This is a genomic window from Methylobacterium sp. WL9 (assembly GCF_008040035.1).
Classification (GTDB): Bacteria; Pseudomonadota; Alphaproteobacteria; order Rhizobiales; family Beijerinckiaceae; genus Methylobacterium; species Methylobacterium thuringiense.
This window is the reverse complement of the sequence record NZ_VRVE01000004.1, coordinates 107,656-122,614: the sequence shown is the minus strand read 5'-3', so window position 1 is coordinate 122,614 and position 14,959 is coordinate 107,656. Positions and strand designations below refer to the sequence as shown.

16 protein-coding genes are annotated in these 14,959 nt (G+C 65.3%); 6 read left to right on the top strand and 10 right to left on the bottom strand.

The window, feature by feature from the left end; translation table 11 throughout:
• Positions 1 to 499 precede the first annotated feature (499 nt).
• A complete protein-coding gene (locus FV217_RS03280; protein ID WP_147814250.1) occupies positions 500 to 754 on the bottom strand; it encodes a hypothetical protein in 255 nt (84 codons plus the stop codon).
• Positions 755 to 2,032: 1,278 nt separating this feature from the next.
• On the opposite strand from FV217_RS03280, the gene FV217_RS03275 reads away from it, so the two are divergent.
• Positions 2,033 to 2,836, top strand: a complete 804-nt coding sequence (locus FV217_RS03275; RefSeq protein ID WP_147814248.1) for a lytic transglycosylase domain-containing protein — start codon at positions 2,033 to 2,035, stop codon at positions 2,834 to 2,836.
• Between the two features lie 1,074 nt (positions 2,837 to 3,910).
• Here FV217_RS03275 and FV217_RS03270 read toward each other — a convergent pair.
• From FV217_RS03270 to FV217_RS03260, 3 genes are all read right to left on the bottom strand, one after another.
• Entirely contained in the window at positions 3,911 to 4,432 is a 522-nt protein-coding gene (locus tag FV217_RS03270) for a MucR family transcriptional regulator (RefSeq protein ID WP_147814246.1), read from the bottom strand.
• Between the two features lie 214 nt (positions 4,433 to 4,646).
• Positions 4,647 to 5,054 carry a hypothetical protein gene (locus FV217_RS03265; RefSeq protein ID WP_147814244.1) on the bottom strand — a complete coding sequence of 136 codons (408 nt, stop codon included), beginning with the start codon at positions 5,052 to 5,054 and terminating at the stop codon, positions 4,647 to 4,649.
• A gap of 370 nt (positions 5,055 to 5,424) precedes the next feature.
• Positions 5,425 to 6,705: an O-acetylhomoserine aminocarboxypropyltransferase gene (locus FV217_RS03260; RefSeq protein ID WP_147814242.1), complete on the bottom strand. Its 1,281-nt coding sequence runs from the start codon at positions 6,703 to 6,705 to the stop codon at positions 5,425 to 5,427.
• Between the two features lie 115 nt (positions 6,706 to 6,820).
• On the opposite strand from FV217_RS03260, the gene FV217_RS03255 reads away from it, so the two are divergent.
• Complete coding sequence (locus FV217_RS03255; protein ID WP_147814272.1) at positions 6,821 to 8,086, top strand: MFS transporter; 1,266 nt, start codon at positions 6,821 to 6,823, stop codon at positions 8,084 to 8,086.
• 98 nt (positions 8,087 to 8,184) lie between these two features.
• Here FV217_RS03255 and FV217_RS03250 read toward each other — a convergent pair whose 3' ends face one another.
• Positions 8,185 to 8,700 carry a hypothetical protein gene (locus FV217_RS03250; RefSeq protein ID WP_147814240.1) on the bottom strand — a complete coding sequence of 172 codons (516 nt, stop codon included), beginning with the start codon at positions 8,698 to 8,700 and terminating at the stop codon, positions 8,185 to 8,187.
• Between the two features lie 105 nt (positions 8,701 to 8,805).
• On the bottom strand, positions 8,806 to 9,345 hold the full coding sequence (locus FV217_RS03245; RefSeq protein WP_147814238.1) for a CoA-binding protein: 540 nt from the start codon (positions 9,343 to 9,345) through the stop codon (positions 8,806 to 8,808).
• Positions 9,346 to 9,387: 42 nt separating this feature from the next.
• On the opposite strand from FV217_RS03245, the gene FV217_RS03240 reads away from it, so the two are divergent.
• Both FV217_RS03240 and FV217_RS03235 read left to right on the top strand, forming a co-directional pair.
• On the top strand, positions 9,388 to 9,810 hold the full coding sequence (locus FV217_RS03240) for a PaaI family thioesterase (protein ID WP_147814236.1): 423 nt from the start codon (positions 9,388 to 9,390) through the stop codon (positions 9,808 to 9,810).
• Positions 9,811 to 10,140: 330 nt separating this feature from the next.
• Positions 10,141 to 10,356 carry a hypothetical protein gene (locus FV217_RS03235; protein ID WP_147814235.1) on the top strand — a complete coding sequence of 72 codons (216 nt, stop codon included), beginning with the start codon at positions 10,141 to 10,143 and terminating at the stop codon, positions 10,354 to 10,356.
• 210 nt (positions 10,357 to 10,566) lie between these two features.
• Here FV217_RS03235 and FV217_RS03230 read toward each other — a convergent pair whose 3' ends face one another.
• The 4 genes from FV217_RS03230 to FV217_RS03215 all read right to left on the bottom strand — a co-directional run bounded on the left by FV217_RS03230 (position 10,567) and on the right by FV217_RS03215 (position 13,376).
• Positions 10,567 to 11,184, bottom strand: coding sequence for a protein-S-isoprenylcysteine O-methyltransferase (locus FV217_RS03230; RefSeq protein WP_147814233.1), 618 nt, complete (start codon positions 11,182 to 11,184; stop codon positions 10,567 to 10,569).
• Between the two features lie 35 nt (positions 11,185 to 11,219).
• Positions 11,220 to 12,434, bottom strand: coding sequence for a hypothetical protein (locus tag FV217_RS03225; RefSeq protein WP_147814231.1), 1,215 nt, complete (start codon positions 12,432 to 12,434; stop codon positions 11,220 to 11,222).
• A gap of 13 nt (positions 12,435 to 12,447) precedes the next feature.
• Positions 12,448 to 13,098 carry a hypothetical protein gene (locus FV217_RS03220; RefSeq protein ID WP_147814229.1) on the bottom strand — a complete coding sequence of 217 codons (651 nt, stop codon included), beginning with the start codon at positions 13,096 to 13,098 and terminating at the stop codon, positions 12,448 to 12,450.
• Between the two features lie 137 nt (positions 13,099 to 13,235).
• The gene (locus tag FV217_RS03215) at positions 13,236 to 13,376 is read right to left on the bottom strand and encodes an ABC transporter (RefSeq protein WP_147814227.1); all 141 of its coding nucleotides are present in this window, start codon (positions 13,374 to 13,376) and stop codon (positions 13,236 to 13,238) included.
• A 586-nt stretch (positions 13,377 to 13,962) separates the two neighbouring features.
• On the opposite strand from FV217_RS03215, the gene rplM reads away from it, so the two are divergent.
• Together rplM and rpsI are read left to right on the top strand one after the other, a co-directional pair.
• Positions 13,963 to 14,424: a 50S ribosomal protein L13 gene (gene rplM / locus FV217_RS03210; RefSeq protein WP_147814225.1), complete on the top strand. Its 462-nt coding sequence runs from the start codon at positions 13,963 to 13,965 to the stop codon at positions 14,422 to 14,424.
• A gap of 2 nt (positions 14,425 to 14,426) precedes the next feature.
• A complete protein-coding gene (gene rpsI, locus FV217_RS03205) occupies positions 14,427 to 14,912 on the top strand; it encodes a 30S ribosomal protein S9 (protein WP_147814223.1) in 486 nt (161 codons plus the stop codon).
• Positions 14,913 to 14,959: the final 47 nt, after the last annotated feature.

The following is a 14,959-nucleotide window of genomic DNA, read 5'->3' as shown; positions in this document are numbered from 1 at the left end:
CCCCCCCCCCCCCCCCCCTTTTTTTTTTTAATTATCCGGCCACCACCTTTTTATAAACCTCTATATTCGTGGTCTGGTTCTTTTGTTTATATGAGAATTTGGGTGGGGTTTTTTTGGGTTGGGTTAGGTTTTGGGAAGGTGGAACGGTCAGCGTCCGCCTGTCGCTCGTGCCGCTCTATCAAGGTCGCCCCTCGGACCCTCGAAAGCTGAGGTCGCAGCCTCGCTAGTCAAAGACCGAGATGCGCGGAAAGCGGTCGCGCTACGACGTCTCGAAAACGGTCGTTTCCCACGCAACCGGGCCGATCGGCATCCCAGCCCGCCCGCACCTGCCGCTTCGTCGAGCACCTCAGGAAGCCGGCGGCGCGGGACGTGTCCGGCGACATGGACGCCGAAGTGCACCTCACAAAACGCCCGATCACCGGGAGCTTTCTCACTGGCGCCAACGGTACAGCGGGAATTTTGTGAGAGACACCAAAGCCGCCGCATATCGTTCGTCGCGCTATCTCCGCGACCACAGGATCCGTGCGGTCCGTCCGGACCATCCGTGGGCGCTCATAACGACCAGGCCGTTTTCCTGGTAGACGACCACGGTGGACGGGAGGCTTGCACTGCCGCGCGCGGCTTGCCTGACGCCCGCCTCGTCGAGAAGCCGGCGGGCGTGTTCCTCGATCTCGCCGCGCCCCTCACACTCCAAGTCTTCGTCTTCCCAGTCGGAGGTGTCACCTTCGTTCAGGTCATACACGTAGGTGGGCATGGACGGCTCCGCTTCAGAAGGCGGGAGCACGCGTCGCTCTCAGTCGCTGATGCCGAGGGTTCTGACCAGCAATCGGTCTATATTAAACGAATGTCCGACACCCGACAATTTCATTAGCTAATTTAGCGCGCTATCCGACCTGGCGGGTGCCGGTTTGTCGAAAGAAAGCGCGTCGCAACAAAGACTTAGAGGCGCCGGCCCGATGCAGTCGGGTCGGGTACGGCTCTCGCGAACGAGATCGTGTATCACCACAACTGTAGCGCTTGTCCCAAGAAAAATACCATCAGAGCGAGCATAAGGAACAATGCGGAACCGATCGTGGTGATCAGCCCAAGCGGAACCGGAGGATCATCATTCATGGACTTGATCTAAGATCAGGTAGCACGGACGAGGGATGGATCTCGGCAGCCGACCCGCAATAAACAAGCCTGGAATTAACTTACGGTAGTCCTGGGTCGTCTAGGCTACCAAATTACTGGGCCACGTATCTCATGTCGGTCAGGGTTTGGGCTCTCGCGTCGCCTGCCATCTGTGCCGCATCTCGCGTGACGTAGGAGTTGGTGGCATGCTCCGAGTGCCCTCCGTCATTGGCGACAACCATCCAACGGAAACGTCCAATGTTGACCGAACACGGGCGAGCGAAGGCTTTAAAGATTCTAGTCGGCGACTTGCTCATGGGCGGGTCATGCCACGTGCGATTGAACATACCAAGACAGCTCCGCTTCGCTCTCTCTCGAGCGTCGGGGCTGGTGATGGAGATTTGACGTTTCCGACCGCCCTAGAGCGTTTTCCGACCAAGTGGATGCTGGTAACTCGAAAGATAGCGCATCAAAACAAGATTTTAGGGCCGCCGGCCCGATGCAATTGAGACGGACACGGCTCCAAGTGTCCGGGTTCGATCGAGGATAGTCGATATGTCTGCGACTGCTTATCCGTATCTGTTGTTCGAGCAGGCTGCTAAAAATCCGGCGCACACAGACATCGACGGCAACGTCTGCCTTGTCCGGGCCTCCAAGACAATTTGAAACGCAATATACGGTGTATGCTCAGGCTGCTGAGACTGTTTCAACAGCCTGCCAAAGCGGCCCAGCCGTTTCCGGCCACCGTTCGGCAGTCCGACCGACGACACGCAAACGCCGCTCGCATCGGCACACCGAGCCCGCTACGTCCTGCGCCCCACTCTCCCGCGGTCATAGATCCGCCTATAACAGCAACGATTTGAGCCGCATCGTCGGGCGCGACAAAGGCGCCCGTCCGCCTGCCAGGGGAGAGTTTCCAGTGATCGACGTCAAGCGGTGCATCACCATCACGGCCGCAGCGCTTGCGGTGCTCACGGCTGCGGCCGGGCAGGGACAGGCCGCGCAATGCGGCAACACCGCCGCCGGCTTCGAGAACTGGAAGCGGGAATTCTCGGCCGAGGCGCAGGGCCGGGCCAGCGCGGCCAGCCTGCAGGCGCTGGCGGGCACCTCGTATTCGACGCCGACCATCTCGGCGGATCGCGGCCAGCACAGCTTCAAGCTGTCCCTCGATCAGTTCATGGCCAAGCGCGGCGCTGCGACCATCGTCTCGCAGGGGCGCCGGATGAAGGCCTCCAACGCGGCCCTGTTCTCCTCGATCCAGCAGCGCTACGGCGTGCCCGCCGGCCCGCTGATCGCGATCTGGGGCATGGAAACCGCCTTCGGCAAGGTGCGCGGCAACGTCAACACGCTCTCGGCCGTGGCGACGCTGGCCTATGATTGCCGCCGCTCGGCCTACTTCACCGACCAGCTCTACGCGGCGCTGCAGCTCGTCGACCGCGGCGTCATCACCGCCGGCACCCGCGGCGCGGCGCATGGCGAGGTCGGCCACACCCAGTTCCTGCCCAAGAACATCCTGCTCTACGGCACCGGCGGCGACCTCAACAACGTCAACGCCGCCATGACCTCGACGGCCAACTTCCTGAAGGGCCACGGCTGGCAGCCGGGCGCCGGCTACGGCCCCGGCCAGCCCAACTACGCCGCCCTCCAGGGCTGGAACGCCGCCTCGGTCTACCAGCAGGCCCTCTCGATCATGGGCCGCCAGATCGACGGCGGCGCCGAGTGAGGCTTTCGGTGTCGTTCCTGCCCGTGTTGTACCGTTTCTGATTGATCCGATCGATGCCACGCTCCTTTCCCGGACGCCTGGAACGCAGTGGAAGGTGATCCGGGAGCCAGCGTGAAAAGGGCCGCGCCAGCGGCTCGATTTGAACGGCGCAGACGTTTCGACGCTTCGCGACGTCCTTATGCTGGACCCCGGATCGGGTTCCGCTGACGCTCCACCCGTCCGGGGAAGGGGGCGTGGTCAGCCGAAGCAATCGACCCGAAACGGTATGAGCGGGGCGATCGCTAGATGTGGATCGGGCCGGGGGATCGTTCCCCCGGCCCTTTTGCTTTTGGGCCTGTCGTCGCGAGTCCTCGGACGTCGTCCGAGAGACGGTTCTACGCGTCGTGCGCGCTCGTCCTTTCGAGAGAAGACGGCGGGCTGCTGCGCATCTGTTCCGTCGTACGGCTTCCGGATGAAACGATCGATCCGCTTCCGTCATTGCGAGCGCAGCGAAGCAATCCAGGGCCACGGACGCAACCGTTGGTGAGTTGGTCCTGGATTGCTTCGCTGCGCTCGCAATGACGGAGCGAAAATCGTCCCCCCGACCGGCGACGAATGATCCGGCCCCGATCCGATCGACCGGAGATGGGATCGGCGGGGCTGCGGCCCGTGCGGACCCGGTTCGAAAGCGGTTCTGCTGTCGTAGCCTCCCACCCGCACCCTCACCCTGAGGGTACCCCGCGCAGCGGGGCCTCGAAGGGTCCTCCAGGGGTCGCGGTGGGTTCTGGAGGACCCTTCGAGGCCTCCGCTGCGCTCCGGCACCTCAGGATGAAGGGGGGTGGGTCGGATGTCGGGTCGGATCGGTGAATGCCCTCCGGACGTGGGCGCATGGCTCGGACGGCGGGGACCCTCTACGCGCCGTACAAGTCGTGGCGTCAGTCGACCGTCTTGCTAGCAAACCCGGATGATTGTCCGCGTCGCTGCAAGTGCCAGCCTGTGCAATCCAGAATTGGGGTCGCTCGTCCAGAAAAGCTGCGGCCCCGGCATCGTCGGATGCCAGGGCCGTCAGGTCGTCGGCTTGTTGCCGGGCGGCATTCAGGCTGCCTCGACGGCCTTCTTGCGGCCGGCGGTCTTGCGCGGGGCCTTGGACTTCGGAGCCTCGGCGACGACGTCCGCGGTCTCGGCGGCCTTCTGGGCGGCGGGCTTGCGGCGCTGCTGGCCGAGGCCGAGGTCCTTGGCGAGGGCCGAGCGGGCGGCGGAGTAGTTGGCCGAAACCGTCGGGTAATCGGAGGGGAGGCCGTAGCGGGCGCGGTAGGTGTCGAAGTCGAGCCCGTGCGTCGACAGGTGACGCTTGAGCGTCTTGTAACTCTTTCCGTCGATGAAGGAGATCAGCGCGTCCGGCGTGACCGACTTCTTGATCTGGCTCGTGGTGGCCTTCTCGACGGAATCTTCCGGCGCGGCTGCGGGAGCCGACAGGTTGGCGAGCGCGGCGTGGACCTGCGTGATCAGCCCCGGAAGATCAGCGGCGGGCAGCGAATTGTTCGAGACATAGGCCGACACCAGATCGGCGGCGAGTTCGACCCGGTCGAGTAGCGGAGCTGCAGTACTGTCGGACATTCGTGTGTTCCTATGTTTGCTTACGCCATAACGGACCTATGCGGATCAGAAAAAGATTCAAGTGTTTTTTTCAGTGATCGCACAGGTCCGCTGCAGTTTCCGGTACAAAAGCCCGTCACAGGTTATGATCAGCGGCGGATTGCGCCGTGACGGGGTTTGTACTGCCCCAAAAGAGGCTCAGTGCAGACCGTGTTGAACCGCCGCCGCGACAGCCTCAGGTCGCATCGTCATCTGGCGTCGGCGACTGATTCGGCGCTGTCTTGGCAATCCGCCGCCGACGGCGTCTCGGGCGCGGCTGGGGCGCCGGGGAGTCGAGCCGTTCGGCGAGCGTCAGGAACCGCGCGGCGCGGGCGAGTTGCGCGACCGTCGCGGCCGGATCCATCTCGACGATACTGACGAGTTCTTCGGCGCGCCGCAGTATACGCCCGGCCAGGGCGCCGCGCCGCTCGCGCCGCCGGCCCTCCGGCGTCAGCCGCTCCTCGCGGAACGGACCTTCCGGCCGGCACCAGCCGCGCGCCCCGGCATGCCGCGAGATCGCGGCGGCCGAGACGCCGGTGCGGCGGGCGATCTCGCGATAGGGCAGGGTGGTGGTTTCGATCAGCCCGCGGACGACCTCCAGCAAAGCCGGGTCCGGCGGCCGCCCGCTCCGCCGGACGGTTCCCGATTCGGACGGCGCAAAGGGCGACAAGCGAACGATGCCGATATCCATGTTAGGATTATCAGCACAAAATGGGCGAAAAAGCCAGGGGTGGAACAGGCGATCCAGCGCGCCCGCTTTCGCGGAGCGGGATGCGGGGCCTCCCGGACGCGGATCCAACCTGGAACAGGGGTGGAACGGCTGGAACGGGCGTTCCACCTCGGCCGACTTCAGCCGGATTCAGGGCTTCTCGCGGTCCGAAAGGACGCGAAGCCGGGCGATTCGACGGTGGGGGCGGCGATGGGGTGTTAGTCCGGCGCACATCCTGGCATGCGCCGGGTCTATCCCCGGCTGATCATGCGCCGAGGGCGGCGTCGAGATCGTCGATGAGGTCGAGGGGGTCCTCGATGCCCACCGAGAGGCGGACCACCTCCGGGCCGGCGCCGGCCGCGCGCTTCTGCGTGTCGGTGAGCTGGCGGTGGGTGGTCGAGGCCGGGTGGATCACCAGCGAGCGGGTGTCGCCGATATTGGCCAAGTGACTGAAAAGCTGGAGGTTCGAGACCAGTTTCACCCCCGCCTCGTAGCCGCCCTTCAGCCCGAAGGTGAAGACCGCGCCGGCGCCCTTCGGCGTGTAGCGCTTGGCGAGTTGATGGTAGCGGTCGGTCTCGAGGCCGGGATAGCTGACCCAGTCAACCGCCTGATGCTGCTGCAGGAATTGCGCGACCTGGAGCGCGTTGTCGGAGTGGCGCTGCATCCGCAGCGGCAGGGTCTCGATGCCGGTCAGGATCATGAAGGCGTTGAAGGGCGAGAGCGCCGGGCCGAGGTCGCGCAGGCTCAACACCCTGACGGCAATGGCGAATCCGAAATTGCCGAAGGTCTCGGAGAGCACCATGCCGGCATATTCCGGCCGGGGCTTCGACAGCATCGGGTAGCGCTCGTCGCCCTCCCAGCGGAAACTGCCGCCGTCGACGATGAGCCCGCCGATGGAATTCCCGTGTCCGCCCAGGAACTTGGTCGCCGAGTGGACGACGATGTCGGCCCCGTGCTCGAAGGGCTTGATCAGGTACGGCGTCGCCATGGTGTTGTCGACGATGAGCGGGATATTGTGCCGCTTGGCGATCGCTGAGAGGGCCGCGATATCGGTGATCACGCCGCCCGGATTGGCGATCGACTCGCAAAAGATCGCCTTGGTGCGGGGCGTGATGGCGGCCTCGAAGGTGGCCGGATCGTCGGTGTCGGCCCAGACCACGTTCCAGCCGAAGTTCTTGAAACTGTGGTTGAATTGGTTGATCGAGCCGCCGTAGAGCTTGTTCGCCGCCACGAACTCGTCACCCGGCTGCATCAGCGCATGCAGGGTCAGGAACTGGGCGGCATGCCCCGAGGCCACGGCGAGCGCCGCGGTGCCGCCTTCGAGCGCGGCGATGCGCTCCTCCAGCACCGCGTTGGTCGGGTTGGTGATCCGCGAATAGATGTTGCCGAAGGCCTGCAGCCCGAACAGCGAGGCGGCATGGTCCACGTCGTCGAAGACGAAGGACGTGGTCTGATAGATCGGCGTCGCCCGGGCGCCCGTGGTCGGGTCCGGGGTGGCTCCGGCATGGATCGCCAGGGTGTTGAAGCCGGGCTCGCGGTCGGTCATCGGGATACTCCTCGCGGAGCCGTGTACGCCCGCGGTTCCAGGCGAGGCAAGCGGCGGATCCGCCTTCGCGAGGCCCCATTCCACTACCGCTGCGAAAACGCTCGACTATAGGAGGATCATGCCGCCCTCCGCCACCCGCATCCTCGTCGCCAGCTTCGTCGGCACCGCGATCGAGTTCTACGATTTCTACATCTATGCCACCGCCGCGGCCCTGGTGATCGGGCCGATCTTCTTCCCGCCCGGAGAGCCCGCGGCACAGACGCTTCAGGCCTTCGCCACCTTCGCCATCGCGTTCGTGGCGCGGCCGGTGGGCGCGGCCCTGTTCGGGCATTTCGGCGACCGGGTCGGGAGGAAGGCGACGCTCGTCGCCTCGCTGATGATCATGGGCGCCTCGACCGTCGGCATCGGCTGCCTGCCCTCCTATGCGAGCATCGGCTGGCTCGCGCCGGCGCTGCTCTGCCTGCTGCGGGTCGGGCAGGGCATCGGCTTCGGCGGCGAGTGGGGCGGTGCGGCGTTGCTCGCCGTCGAGAACGCGCCGCCGGGGTGTCGCGCCCTCTACGGCATCGCGCCGCAGCTCGGTGCCCCGGTGGGCTTTCTGGCGGCGAACCTGCTGTTTCTCGCCCTAAATTTCGGCCTGACGTCTGAGGACTTCGCGGCCTGGGGATGGCGGCTGCCCTTCCTCGCCTCCTCCGTGCTGGTCGGGGTCGGGCTCTATGTCCGGCTGAAGCTCACCGAGACGCCGGCCTTCGCCGAAGCGCTCGCCAGGGCCGCGCCGGAGCGGGTGCCCCTGTTCGCGATGGCGACGCAGCACTGGCGGGCAACACTGCTCGGCACCCTGGCGATGGTGGCGCCCTACGCGGTGTTCTACCTCTGCACGGTGTTCGCGCTGAGCTGGGGTACCAGCCGGCTCGGCTACCCGAAGACGACGTTCCTGCTGTTCGAATGCGCCGCGATCCTGTTCATGGCGCTGGCGATCCCGCTTTCGGGCGCGGCGGCCGACCGCTTCGGGCGGAAGCCGGTGCTGCTCTCCGGCCTCGCCGTCACCGCCGGCCTCGGCGCCCTGTTCGGGCCGATGCTCGGAAGCGGGGAGGGCGCACAGGTGCTCGCCGTGCTCTGCCTCGGCCTCTTCGCCATGGGCTGGATCTTCGGGCCGATGGGCGCGGCCCTGCCGGAGCTGTTCCCGGTGCGGGTGCGCTACACCGGCGCCTCCGTGACCTACAATCTCGCCGGCATCCTCGGTGCCTCGGGCGCGCCTTTCGCCGCGCAATGGCTCGCAGGCTGGGGCGGCACCGGCGCGGTCGGGCTTTATCTGGCGGGCGCAGCCGCGATCAGTTTTATCGCGGTGGCATTCATGAGGGAATCAGGCCGCTCGAGCATCTGAAACAACCCGGTCCACCGTTGCTTCGCTCCGCTCGCAAAGACGGTGGAGGAACAGACGTCCGGCCTGGTCTCATGGAAACCGCCCGCAGGAGCGCCGGCTCACGACGACGTGGTCTCCGCTTCGTCGGGCGGGCTGGAAGCTGCCTGCCGCATCAACCGCGGCCGCCAGATCCCGAGTACGACGTTGATCGCCGCGATCGCGAGAAGCACCCAGAGCGTGTTGCGTTCCGGCCCGAGCGATTGCGCGAGCGTCGCAGGATTGACCTTGCCGACGAGCGCCGCGGCGCTGCGCTCGGCCTCCTGCTGCATCGGGCCGAGCACGCCGACGAAGCCGCTCTCGAACACTAGGATGCCGGTGGCGGCCTTCAGCCAGGCCCAGCCGGCATTGTGGAAGCCGCGCGTCATGGCGATGGCGAGCAGGCCGGCGACCAGCGTCAGTCCCAGCGAAGGGAAGAAGATCCAGGTGGCGATGGCGCCCATCGCGCCGCGCATGGCGGCATAGGCGGCAAGCGAACTCGTCGGCGGCATGACGCTCAGCATGACGAGCAGCGACGCCATCGCCCCCATCAGCCCGATCGCCCCCATCGTGTGGAGGAATTTGAGGAAGCGTCTCAAGGCGTCTCAACAACCGTGTCGGCTGGCTTTTTGGAGAGGTTAGCGCAATTGCTGGGGGCAAGGTAACCCAGTCGTCTCGACGCGCCCGACCCATGGCCGGAGCGACTATCGATCGTCGATCGTCAGCCGCTGTACGCCGCGCTTGTCGAGCACCGGCTTCTTGGAGCTGATGATCCGCGAGTTCACGCCGGTCCAGCCGATCTCCCCCGACAGGCGACCGTACTCGATCTTCGGGCAGCGGTTCATGATCACCGTGACGCCGCGCGCCTCGGCTCGCGCGGCGGCTGCGTCGTTGCGCACGCCGAGCTGCATCCAGATGAGTTTCGGGACTTCTGGCAGCGCCAGGGCCTCGTCGACGAGGCCGTCCGCCGCGATGGAATTCCGAAAGATCTCGACCATGTCGACCGGGCCGGGCAACTCCGCGAGCCGTGAGATCACCCTCATCCCGAGCAGGGTCTGGCCGGCGAGACCGGGATTGACCGGGGTGACCGCGTAGCCGCGTTCGGACAGGTACTTGAGCACGATGTAGCTCGGACGGGCCGGATTCGCCGAGGCACCGACCAGCGCGATCGTGCGCGTCGCCTTCATCAGCGCGCGGATCTGCGCGTCGGGGTAACGGTCGTGGTGGGCCAAGGGCGCGTCCATGACCGCCTTGTCGGCCAGCCGCTCTCATGCTGCAAGACTGCGATGACCGCGATGAGCCTGGACGAAACCCGCGACTTTCTCGACCGCGAGTTTCCGCAGTTGAACGACGGCGTGCGCGCCTACCACCTGGAGGCGGTCGGCCCGCTGACGGCGCGGATGCGGCTCGACCATCACGAACGGTTCCTGCGGCCCGGCGGCACGGTCTCGGGGCCGGCCATGATGGCGCTCGCCGATTTCGCGCTCTACGCTGCGATCCTCGCCAATCTCGGCCCTGTGGCCCTCGCGGTGACGACCTCGCTGAGCTTCAATTTCCTGCGCAAGCCCGGCACCGATGGGCTGATCGCCGTTTGCACCCTGCTGAAGGTCGGGCGGCGGCTCGCGGTGGGGGAGGTGCGGATCACCACGAAGGGCGGCGGCGATCTCGTCTGCCATGCGACCGGGACGTATTCGATACCGCCCCGGTAGGATTCGTCATTCGCTTACAGCCTGTCTCGGCGGAGGGCGGCAGCGGCGGGGATCCGCCACCTCGCCGGAGGTCGGCCGAAGCCGAAATCGAGAGTTCGGCGGTGTCGGGGGTGATCGATCATCGAACGGAATTGGCAGCTTTGGGGGGCGCTCGACCGATCCGGTGGTTATTTTCGCAAGTATTTTTCCAGTCATGACGTTAAACGTACGGTATATTATATAATAATACTATTATTAATACAATTTTCAGAGAACATATTTTGGCTTGCGCGCGTTGTGTTCGACCCCGAAAACTGCATTATAATTTGCTCTACCAAGGAGGATCGAATTATGTCGCGACCCGTCACGCTGCTGCTCGCTCTTACGGTCGGCCTCGCCGCCGTACCCACACTTTCTCACGCCGAGAGCTCGAAGACGAAATCGACGAACTCGGCGGCGGCGAGCGGCGCCACACAGAAGCAGGCGAGTGGCGACGATTTCGAAGAGAACCGTCGGGCTCACATGGAAAAAAGCAAGGAAAACAATGACAAGAAAGGTGCGAACTAGTTCGATAGACCTGCTCGTGTGAGGTCGCGTCCGGATACTTACATCTGTGATTTGCGACTATGCTTGCGCGATCTGAGCGGGCGAACTTTCGAGCTTCAGGATGCGTTCGGCCATTCGGCCGAACGCATCCTGAAGCATCTTCGCCGCAGGCCGGATGTCTGGCTCGGCCGCACCATCGAAGACCGCTCGGCCTAGCGCAAGACTGCGGACTCAGCGTCGGGCGACCGAGCCTTTCCGGCTCCATGCCTTCCACGGTACGACGCGCGGCGTTGCGTCCGCATAGGCGCGCCATTCGTTGCCGAAGCGCTCCTGCATCATCCGCTCCTCGCGCGGTACGCGGAAGGCATAGAGGCAGCCGAATCCGACGAGGCCGGAGAAGCCGGCGATCCAGTTCGGCAACAGGATCGCCTGGGCGAGCGCCCAGAGCCAGAACGCGCTGTACATCGGGTGGCGGACCCACCGGTAGACGCCGTCGGTTTTGAGGCGGTGGCCGTCGCGCAGTTCGAGGCTGAAGGACCATTCGCGGCCGAGGCCGCGGTGGCTCTTGTCGAACATCCAGAGGGCGAGCGCCGCGACGACGATGCCAAGAACCAGGAGCGCCGGGTTCGTCGCCCGCTCGCCGAGCTTGGCGAAACCGAACAGGCTGTAGGCGATCGGGATCACGCCAAGCCCGGTACCGGAGATCGAGAGCAGGACATTCTCGCGAACGTCCCAGTGCGAGGCGGTCACGGGGATGCGCTTGGCCCGCCGCCTGTGCGGGATCCGGATCGCGTACCAGCCCACGACGAGGGCAAGGAAGGCGAGCTTGCAGAGAAGCGGGGTCGTCATCGGGCGGCGATACGGGCGTTCGGGCCGGGGCGCAATCAGGCGGCGCAGGTCGGCGCGTTGGCGGTGATCGCGCCGGCGTCGTCGAGCCAGTCCATCGCCCCGTGCGGCGAACCGGCGAGGTCTGCGCAGAAGAACGGGCCGCAGGTGAACATGAAGTAGTCGTAACCGCTGCGCCGCGTCGCCGCGTGGAAGAACTGGTTGTGCTTGCGGAAGAAATCGAAGCGCAGCGCCCGCAGGGCCTCGGCCGAGATCATCTGCCGGAAGATCGCCTTGCGGCTGATCGGCGGATGCCGCGGCGTGAGGCCCATAGCGACGGCGGGATCGACATAGGGAAAGTTCATGACGTCGTGCTGCGACCAGTAATCGGCCCAGACGATGCGCGGGAAGGATGTCACTGCGGCGGTGGCCCGACGCAGCGGCGCGGCGGCGCTGTGCAGGCCGATCTTGAGGACCGACGAACCGATCGTGAGGAGGGCGATGCGGGTGGGGAAGGCGGTCGTGGCGTTCTCGGGCGGCAGCCCGCCCAGCAGCATCTCCGCGAAATGCAGGATCATCACGGCGCCGAGGCTGTGGCCGATGAGCAGGACCTCGTCATAGGTGCCGGCCTCGATCGCGGCCTGGACCTCGCTGCGGCTCTCGTCGAGCCGCGCGGCGAGTTCTGGCTCCAGCCGGCGCGCCAGGATGCTGGCGAAGGCCCAGTCCTCCAGCAGGATGAACAGGTAGAATTTCCTGGAGAAGAACGCGAAGCCGGCCGCGAACGCGGCGATCCCGACGAGCGACCCGAACCACGGCCCGATCGAGCCGGACGACCATCGTGCCGCGAAATAGCCGGCGAGCACGGAGGCGAGCATCATCGCCAGCGGCGCGATGGTGAAGATCGCATAGCGCCAGCCGTGGCGAAAGTAACCGAAGATCGCGCGATCGAGCACGAAGTCGAGCAGGCCGCGTATGCCGAGCACGATGCGACCGAGCAGGGGCCTATGGTGGCCCTGTGCGATCAGGTCGTCGAGGCGGATGATGCGATAGTCGGTCCGCGTCCGCCAGTCGGGGCCGGACGCCTCCGCCTGCCAGCGCGCCTGCCGCGGCAGAACCTCGGGCACACCGGTCCCGGTCCGGGCTGACCAAGTCTCGCCGAATGTCGTGAGATCGCGGGCGAAACGCCGGTGAAAGCGCTCCGGCGCGGTCAGCTGGTAGCCGTGGATGTGGACGACCAGCCGATTGCGAACGGTCGGTGCGGCGGTGACTGTCATACCACCGCCGGGATTACCGGGCGGCAGCGAGAGACAGCGCGGTGCGGCGGTCGTTACCTTCGTTCATCTTGCGCATGCCGTTGATGAAGTCGGCCGGCATCAGCAGCGAACCGGGAGCCTTGAGGCCCATGAAGTTGCCGACATCGGCGACCCAGCTGCTGCAATTGTTGAAGATCGCGTGCCAGGTGCCCGACGTCGCCTGCTTGTTCTTGATGTAGGCGACGATGCGCCGGAACTCGGGTTCGTCCACCACGACGCGGTAGCGGGCCGAGACGTACTCATCCTCGAGGTCGCCATCGCTCGGTCCGGTCTCGGACTTCACGGGGATGAGGTGGCCGAGCATCCAGGGCTGAGCGCTGTCGCCCGCCGGGTGCAGGCCGGCCACGACGCGGTCGACGAGCTGACCCTTGGCGTTCACCCGGCCGTACATGATGAAGGTGTGGCCGTAGCTCATCGCGTAGCGCGAGCGGAATTCGATCGCGTACTGTGTCTTGCCACGGGGGCTGTATTGCCGTCCTTCTGCGCCGTTGCCGCTACGGGCGGCGTCGGCGGGCTGCGAGGCGAGGCCGAGGGCGAGAACGGTGGCCGTCAGGGAGAGAAGGGAGAGCCGGCTTAGGATCCGCGTCGCCCGGACGCGTCCAGTCAATTCGCGAAGGGTGCCCATAGGCCAGCGCTCCAAAAGCGTTTGCATCTAACTCTTGCCGATTCCGGCGGCTGACAAAGTTGGGGGTTCGCTCATGGCGAACCCCCGAGGCCGTCTAGTTCGGATACCGGTCGATAAATACTGAGTCTTCTAAGAGATCAGTACTTGGAGATGACCGGAGCGGCGACGGGCGGCGGGGCCTTGCCCTTGCCCTTGCCGATGCAGGCCGAAGCGTTGAGGGCAACGACGGCGGCGAAAGCGATCAGAACGACACGCTTGGTGGTGGAGGAGGTGATCATCGTGGTCTCCGACTCAGTTCCGAATGAACAACCTCAGCTTACGTTATGGCCAAGCTGGCAATAGTGCAGAAAAACCACAGTGCCTTCGCATTGCCCCATTCCGGGCCAGGCCGGTCGATCCGGTAGGTCCGCAGGTAGTAACCACGCCGGTGTGGAACGCTCTCTGACAGAGAGAGATTCAACCCTCGGATGCGACATCCCGCCACGGATTTGCGTTGTCCGCGAACCGTACGACGCTGGCTAACTCTGGCGTGTGTGTTGCAGAAATGTCAGCCCCTTGGTGCGATGCACGAACGGCCGGCCCGACGTTTGCGGCGGCATTGTCTTGCCGTCCATCAAGGCCATGCCCAGCCTGCAGCGGCGCCGACAGCGTTCGGGCTATCCATTAATTCCGTGCTCGGCGAAACGATCATTGCGGTATCTTGATACCTTTATCGTGAACCCATTCCATTTGTTGAGGTTTTCGGACAGGTCGCGGTTCGATATTCCTTGACGGCCGGCCGTTCGGCCCGTATGCACCGCTCGAACGCCGCTGCGTCCCCGACGCGGCGGCGCCTTGTTTCAGAACACCGGCACGGAATCAGCCATGAAAACCACCTCGCTGAAGGCCGCCGACGTCGACAAGAAGTGGCTCGTGATCGATGCGGAGGGCCTCGTCGTCGGTCGTCTCGCCTCGATCGTGGCGATGCGTCTGCGCGGCAAGCACAAGCCCGCCTACACGCCCCACGTCGATTGCGGCGATAATGTCATCGTCATCAATGCCGACAAGGTGAAGTTCACCGGTCGGAAGTACGAGCAGAAGAACTACTACCACCACACCGGCTATCCGGGTGGCATCAAGGAGCGCTCGGCCAAGTACATCCTCGAGGGTCGCTTCCCCGAGCGCATCGTCGAGAAGGCCGTGGAGCGCATGCTGCCGCGCGGCCCGCTCTTCCGCCAGATCATGGGCAACCTGCGCGTCTACAAGGGCGCCAGCCATCCGCACGAAGCCCAGCAGCCGCAGACGTTCGACGTCGGCGCCCTCAACCGCAAGAACGTGAGCGCTTGATCATGGCGACGCTTCAGTCCCTCTCCGACCTCAACCGGTCGAACACCGACACGACCAATCCCGAGCAGCAGGCTCCGGTCCGCGTCCAGAAGATCGACAAGCAGGGCCGCGCCTACGCCACCGGTAAGCGCAAGGACGCGGTCGCCCGCGTCTGGATCAAGCCCGGCAACGGCACCGTCGTCGTCAACGGCCGCACCATCGAGGTCTACTTCGCCCGTCCGGTGCTCCGCATGATCCTGCGCCAGCCGCTTGAGATCGTCAGCCGCGTCGACCAGTACGACATCACGGTCACGGTGAAGGGCGGCGGCCTCTCGGGTCAGGCCGGCGCCGTGCGCCACGGCCTCTCGAAGGCGCTGACCTACTACGAGCCGGAACTGCGCGCTCCTCTCAAGCGTGAAGGCTTCCTGACCCGCGATCCGCGCGTCGTCGAGCGCAAGAAGTACGGCCGCAAGAAGGCTCGCCGCAGCTTCCAGTTCTCGAAGCGCTGATTTTTTCGAGGTTGTACTGCGAAGGGCGGATCCGAAAGGATCCGCCC

Bases quoted from the DNA above. Each gene is read 5' to 3' on its own strand.
- FV217_RS03280 (WP_147814250.1), bottom strand. From the start codon at position 754: ATGCCCACCTACGTGTATGACCTGAACGAAGGTGACACCTCCGACTGG.
- FV217_RS03270 (WP_147814246.1), bottom strand. From the start codon at position 4,432: ATGTCCGACAGTACTGCAGCTCCGCTACTCGACCGGGTCGAACTCGCC.
- FV217_RS03260 (WP_147814242.1), bottom strand. From the start codon at position 6,705: ATGACCGACCGCGAGCCCGGCTTCAACACCCTGGCGATCCATGCCGGA.
- FV217_RS03245 (WP_147814238.1), bottom strand. From the start codon at position 9,345: ATGGACGCGCCCTTGGCCCACCACGACCGTTACCCCGACGCGCAGATC.
- FV217_RS03240 (WP_147814236.1), top strand. From the start codon at position 9,388: ATGACCGCGATGAGCCTGGACGAAACCCGCGACTTTCTCGACCGCGAG.
- FV217_RS03235 (WP_147814235.1), top strand. From the start codon at position 10,141: ATGTCGCGACCCGTCACGCTGCTGCTCGCTCTTACGGTCGGCCTCGCC.
- FV217_RS03230 (WP_147814233.1), bottom strand. From the start codon at position 11,184: ATGACGACCCCGCTTCTCTGCAAGCTCGCCTTCCTTGCCCTCGTCGTG.
- FV217_RS03225 (WP_147814231.1), bottom strand. From the start codon at position 12,434: ATGACAGTCACCGCCGCACCGACCGTTCGCAATCGGCTGGTCGTCCAC.
- FV217_RS03220 (WP_147814229.1), bottom strand. From the start codon at position 13,098: ATGGGCACCCTTCGCGAATTGACTGGACGCGTCCGGGCGACGCGGATC.
- FV217_RS03215 (WP_147814227.1), bottom strand. From the start codon at position 13,376: ATGATCACCTCCTCCACCACCAAGCGTGTCGTTCTGATCGCTTTCGCC.
- rplM (WP_147814225.1), top strand. From the start codon at position 13,963: ATGAAAACCACCTCGCTGAAGGCCGCCGACGTCGACAAGAAGTGGCTC.
- rpsI (WP_147814223.1), top strand. From the start codon at position 14,427: ATGGCGACGCTTCAGTCCCTCTCCGACCTCAACCGGTCGAACACCGAC.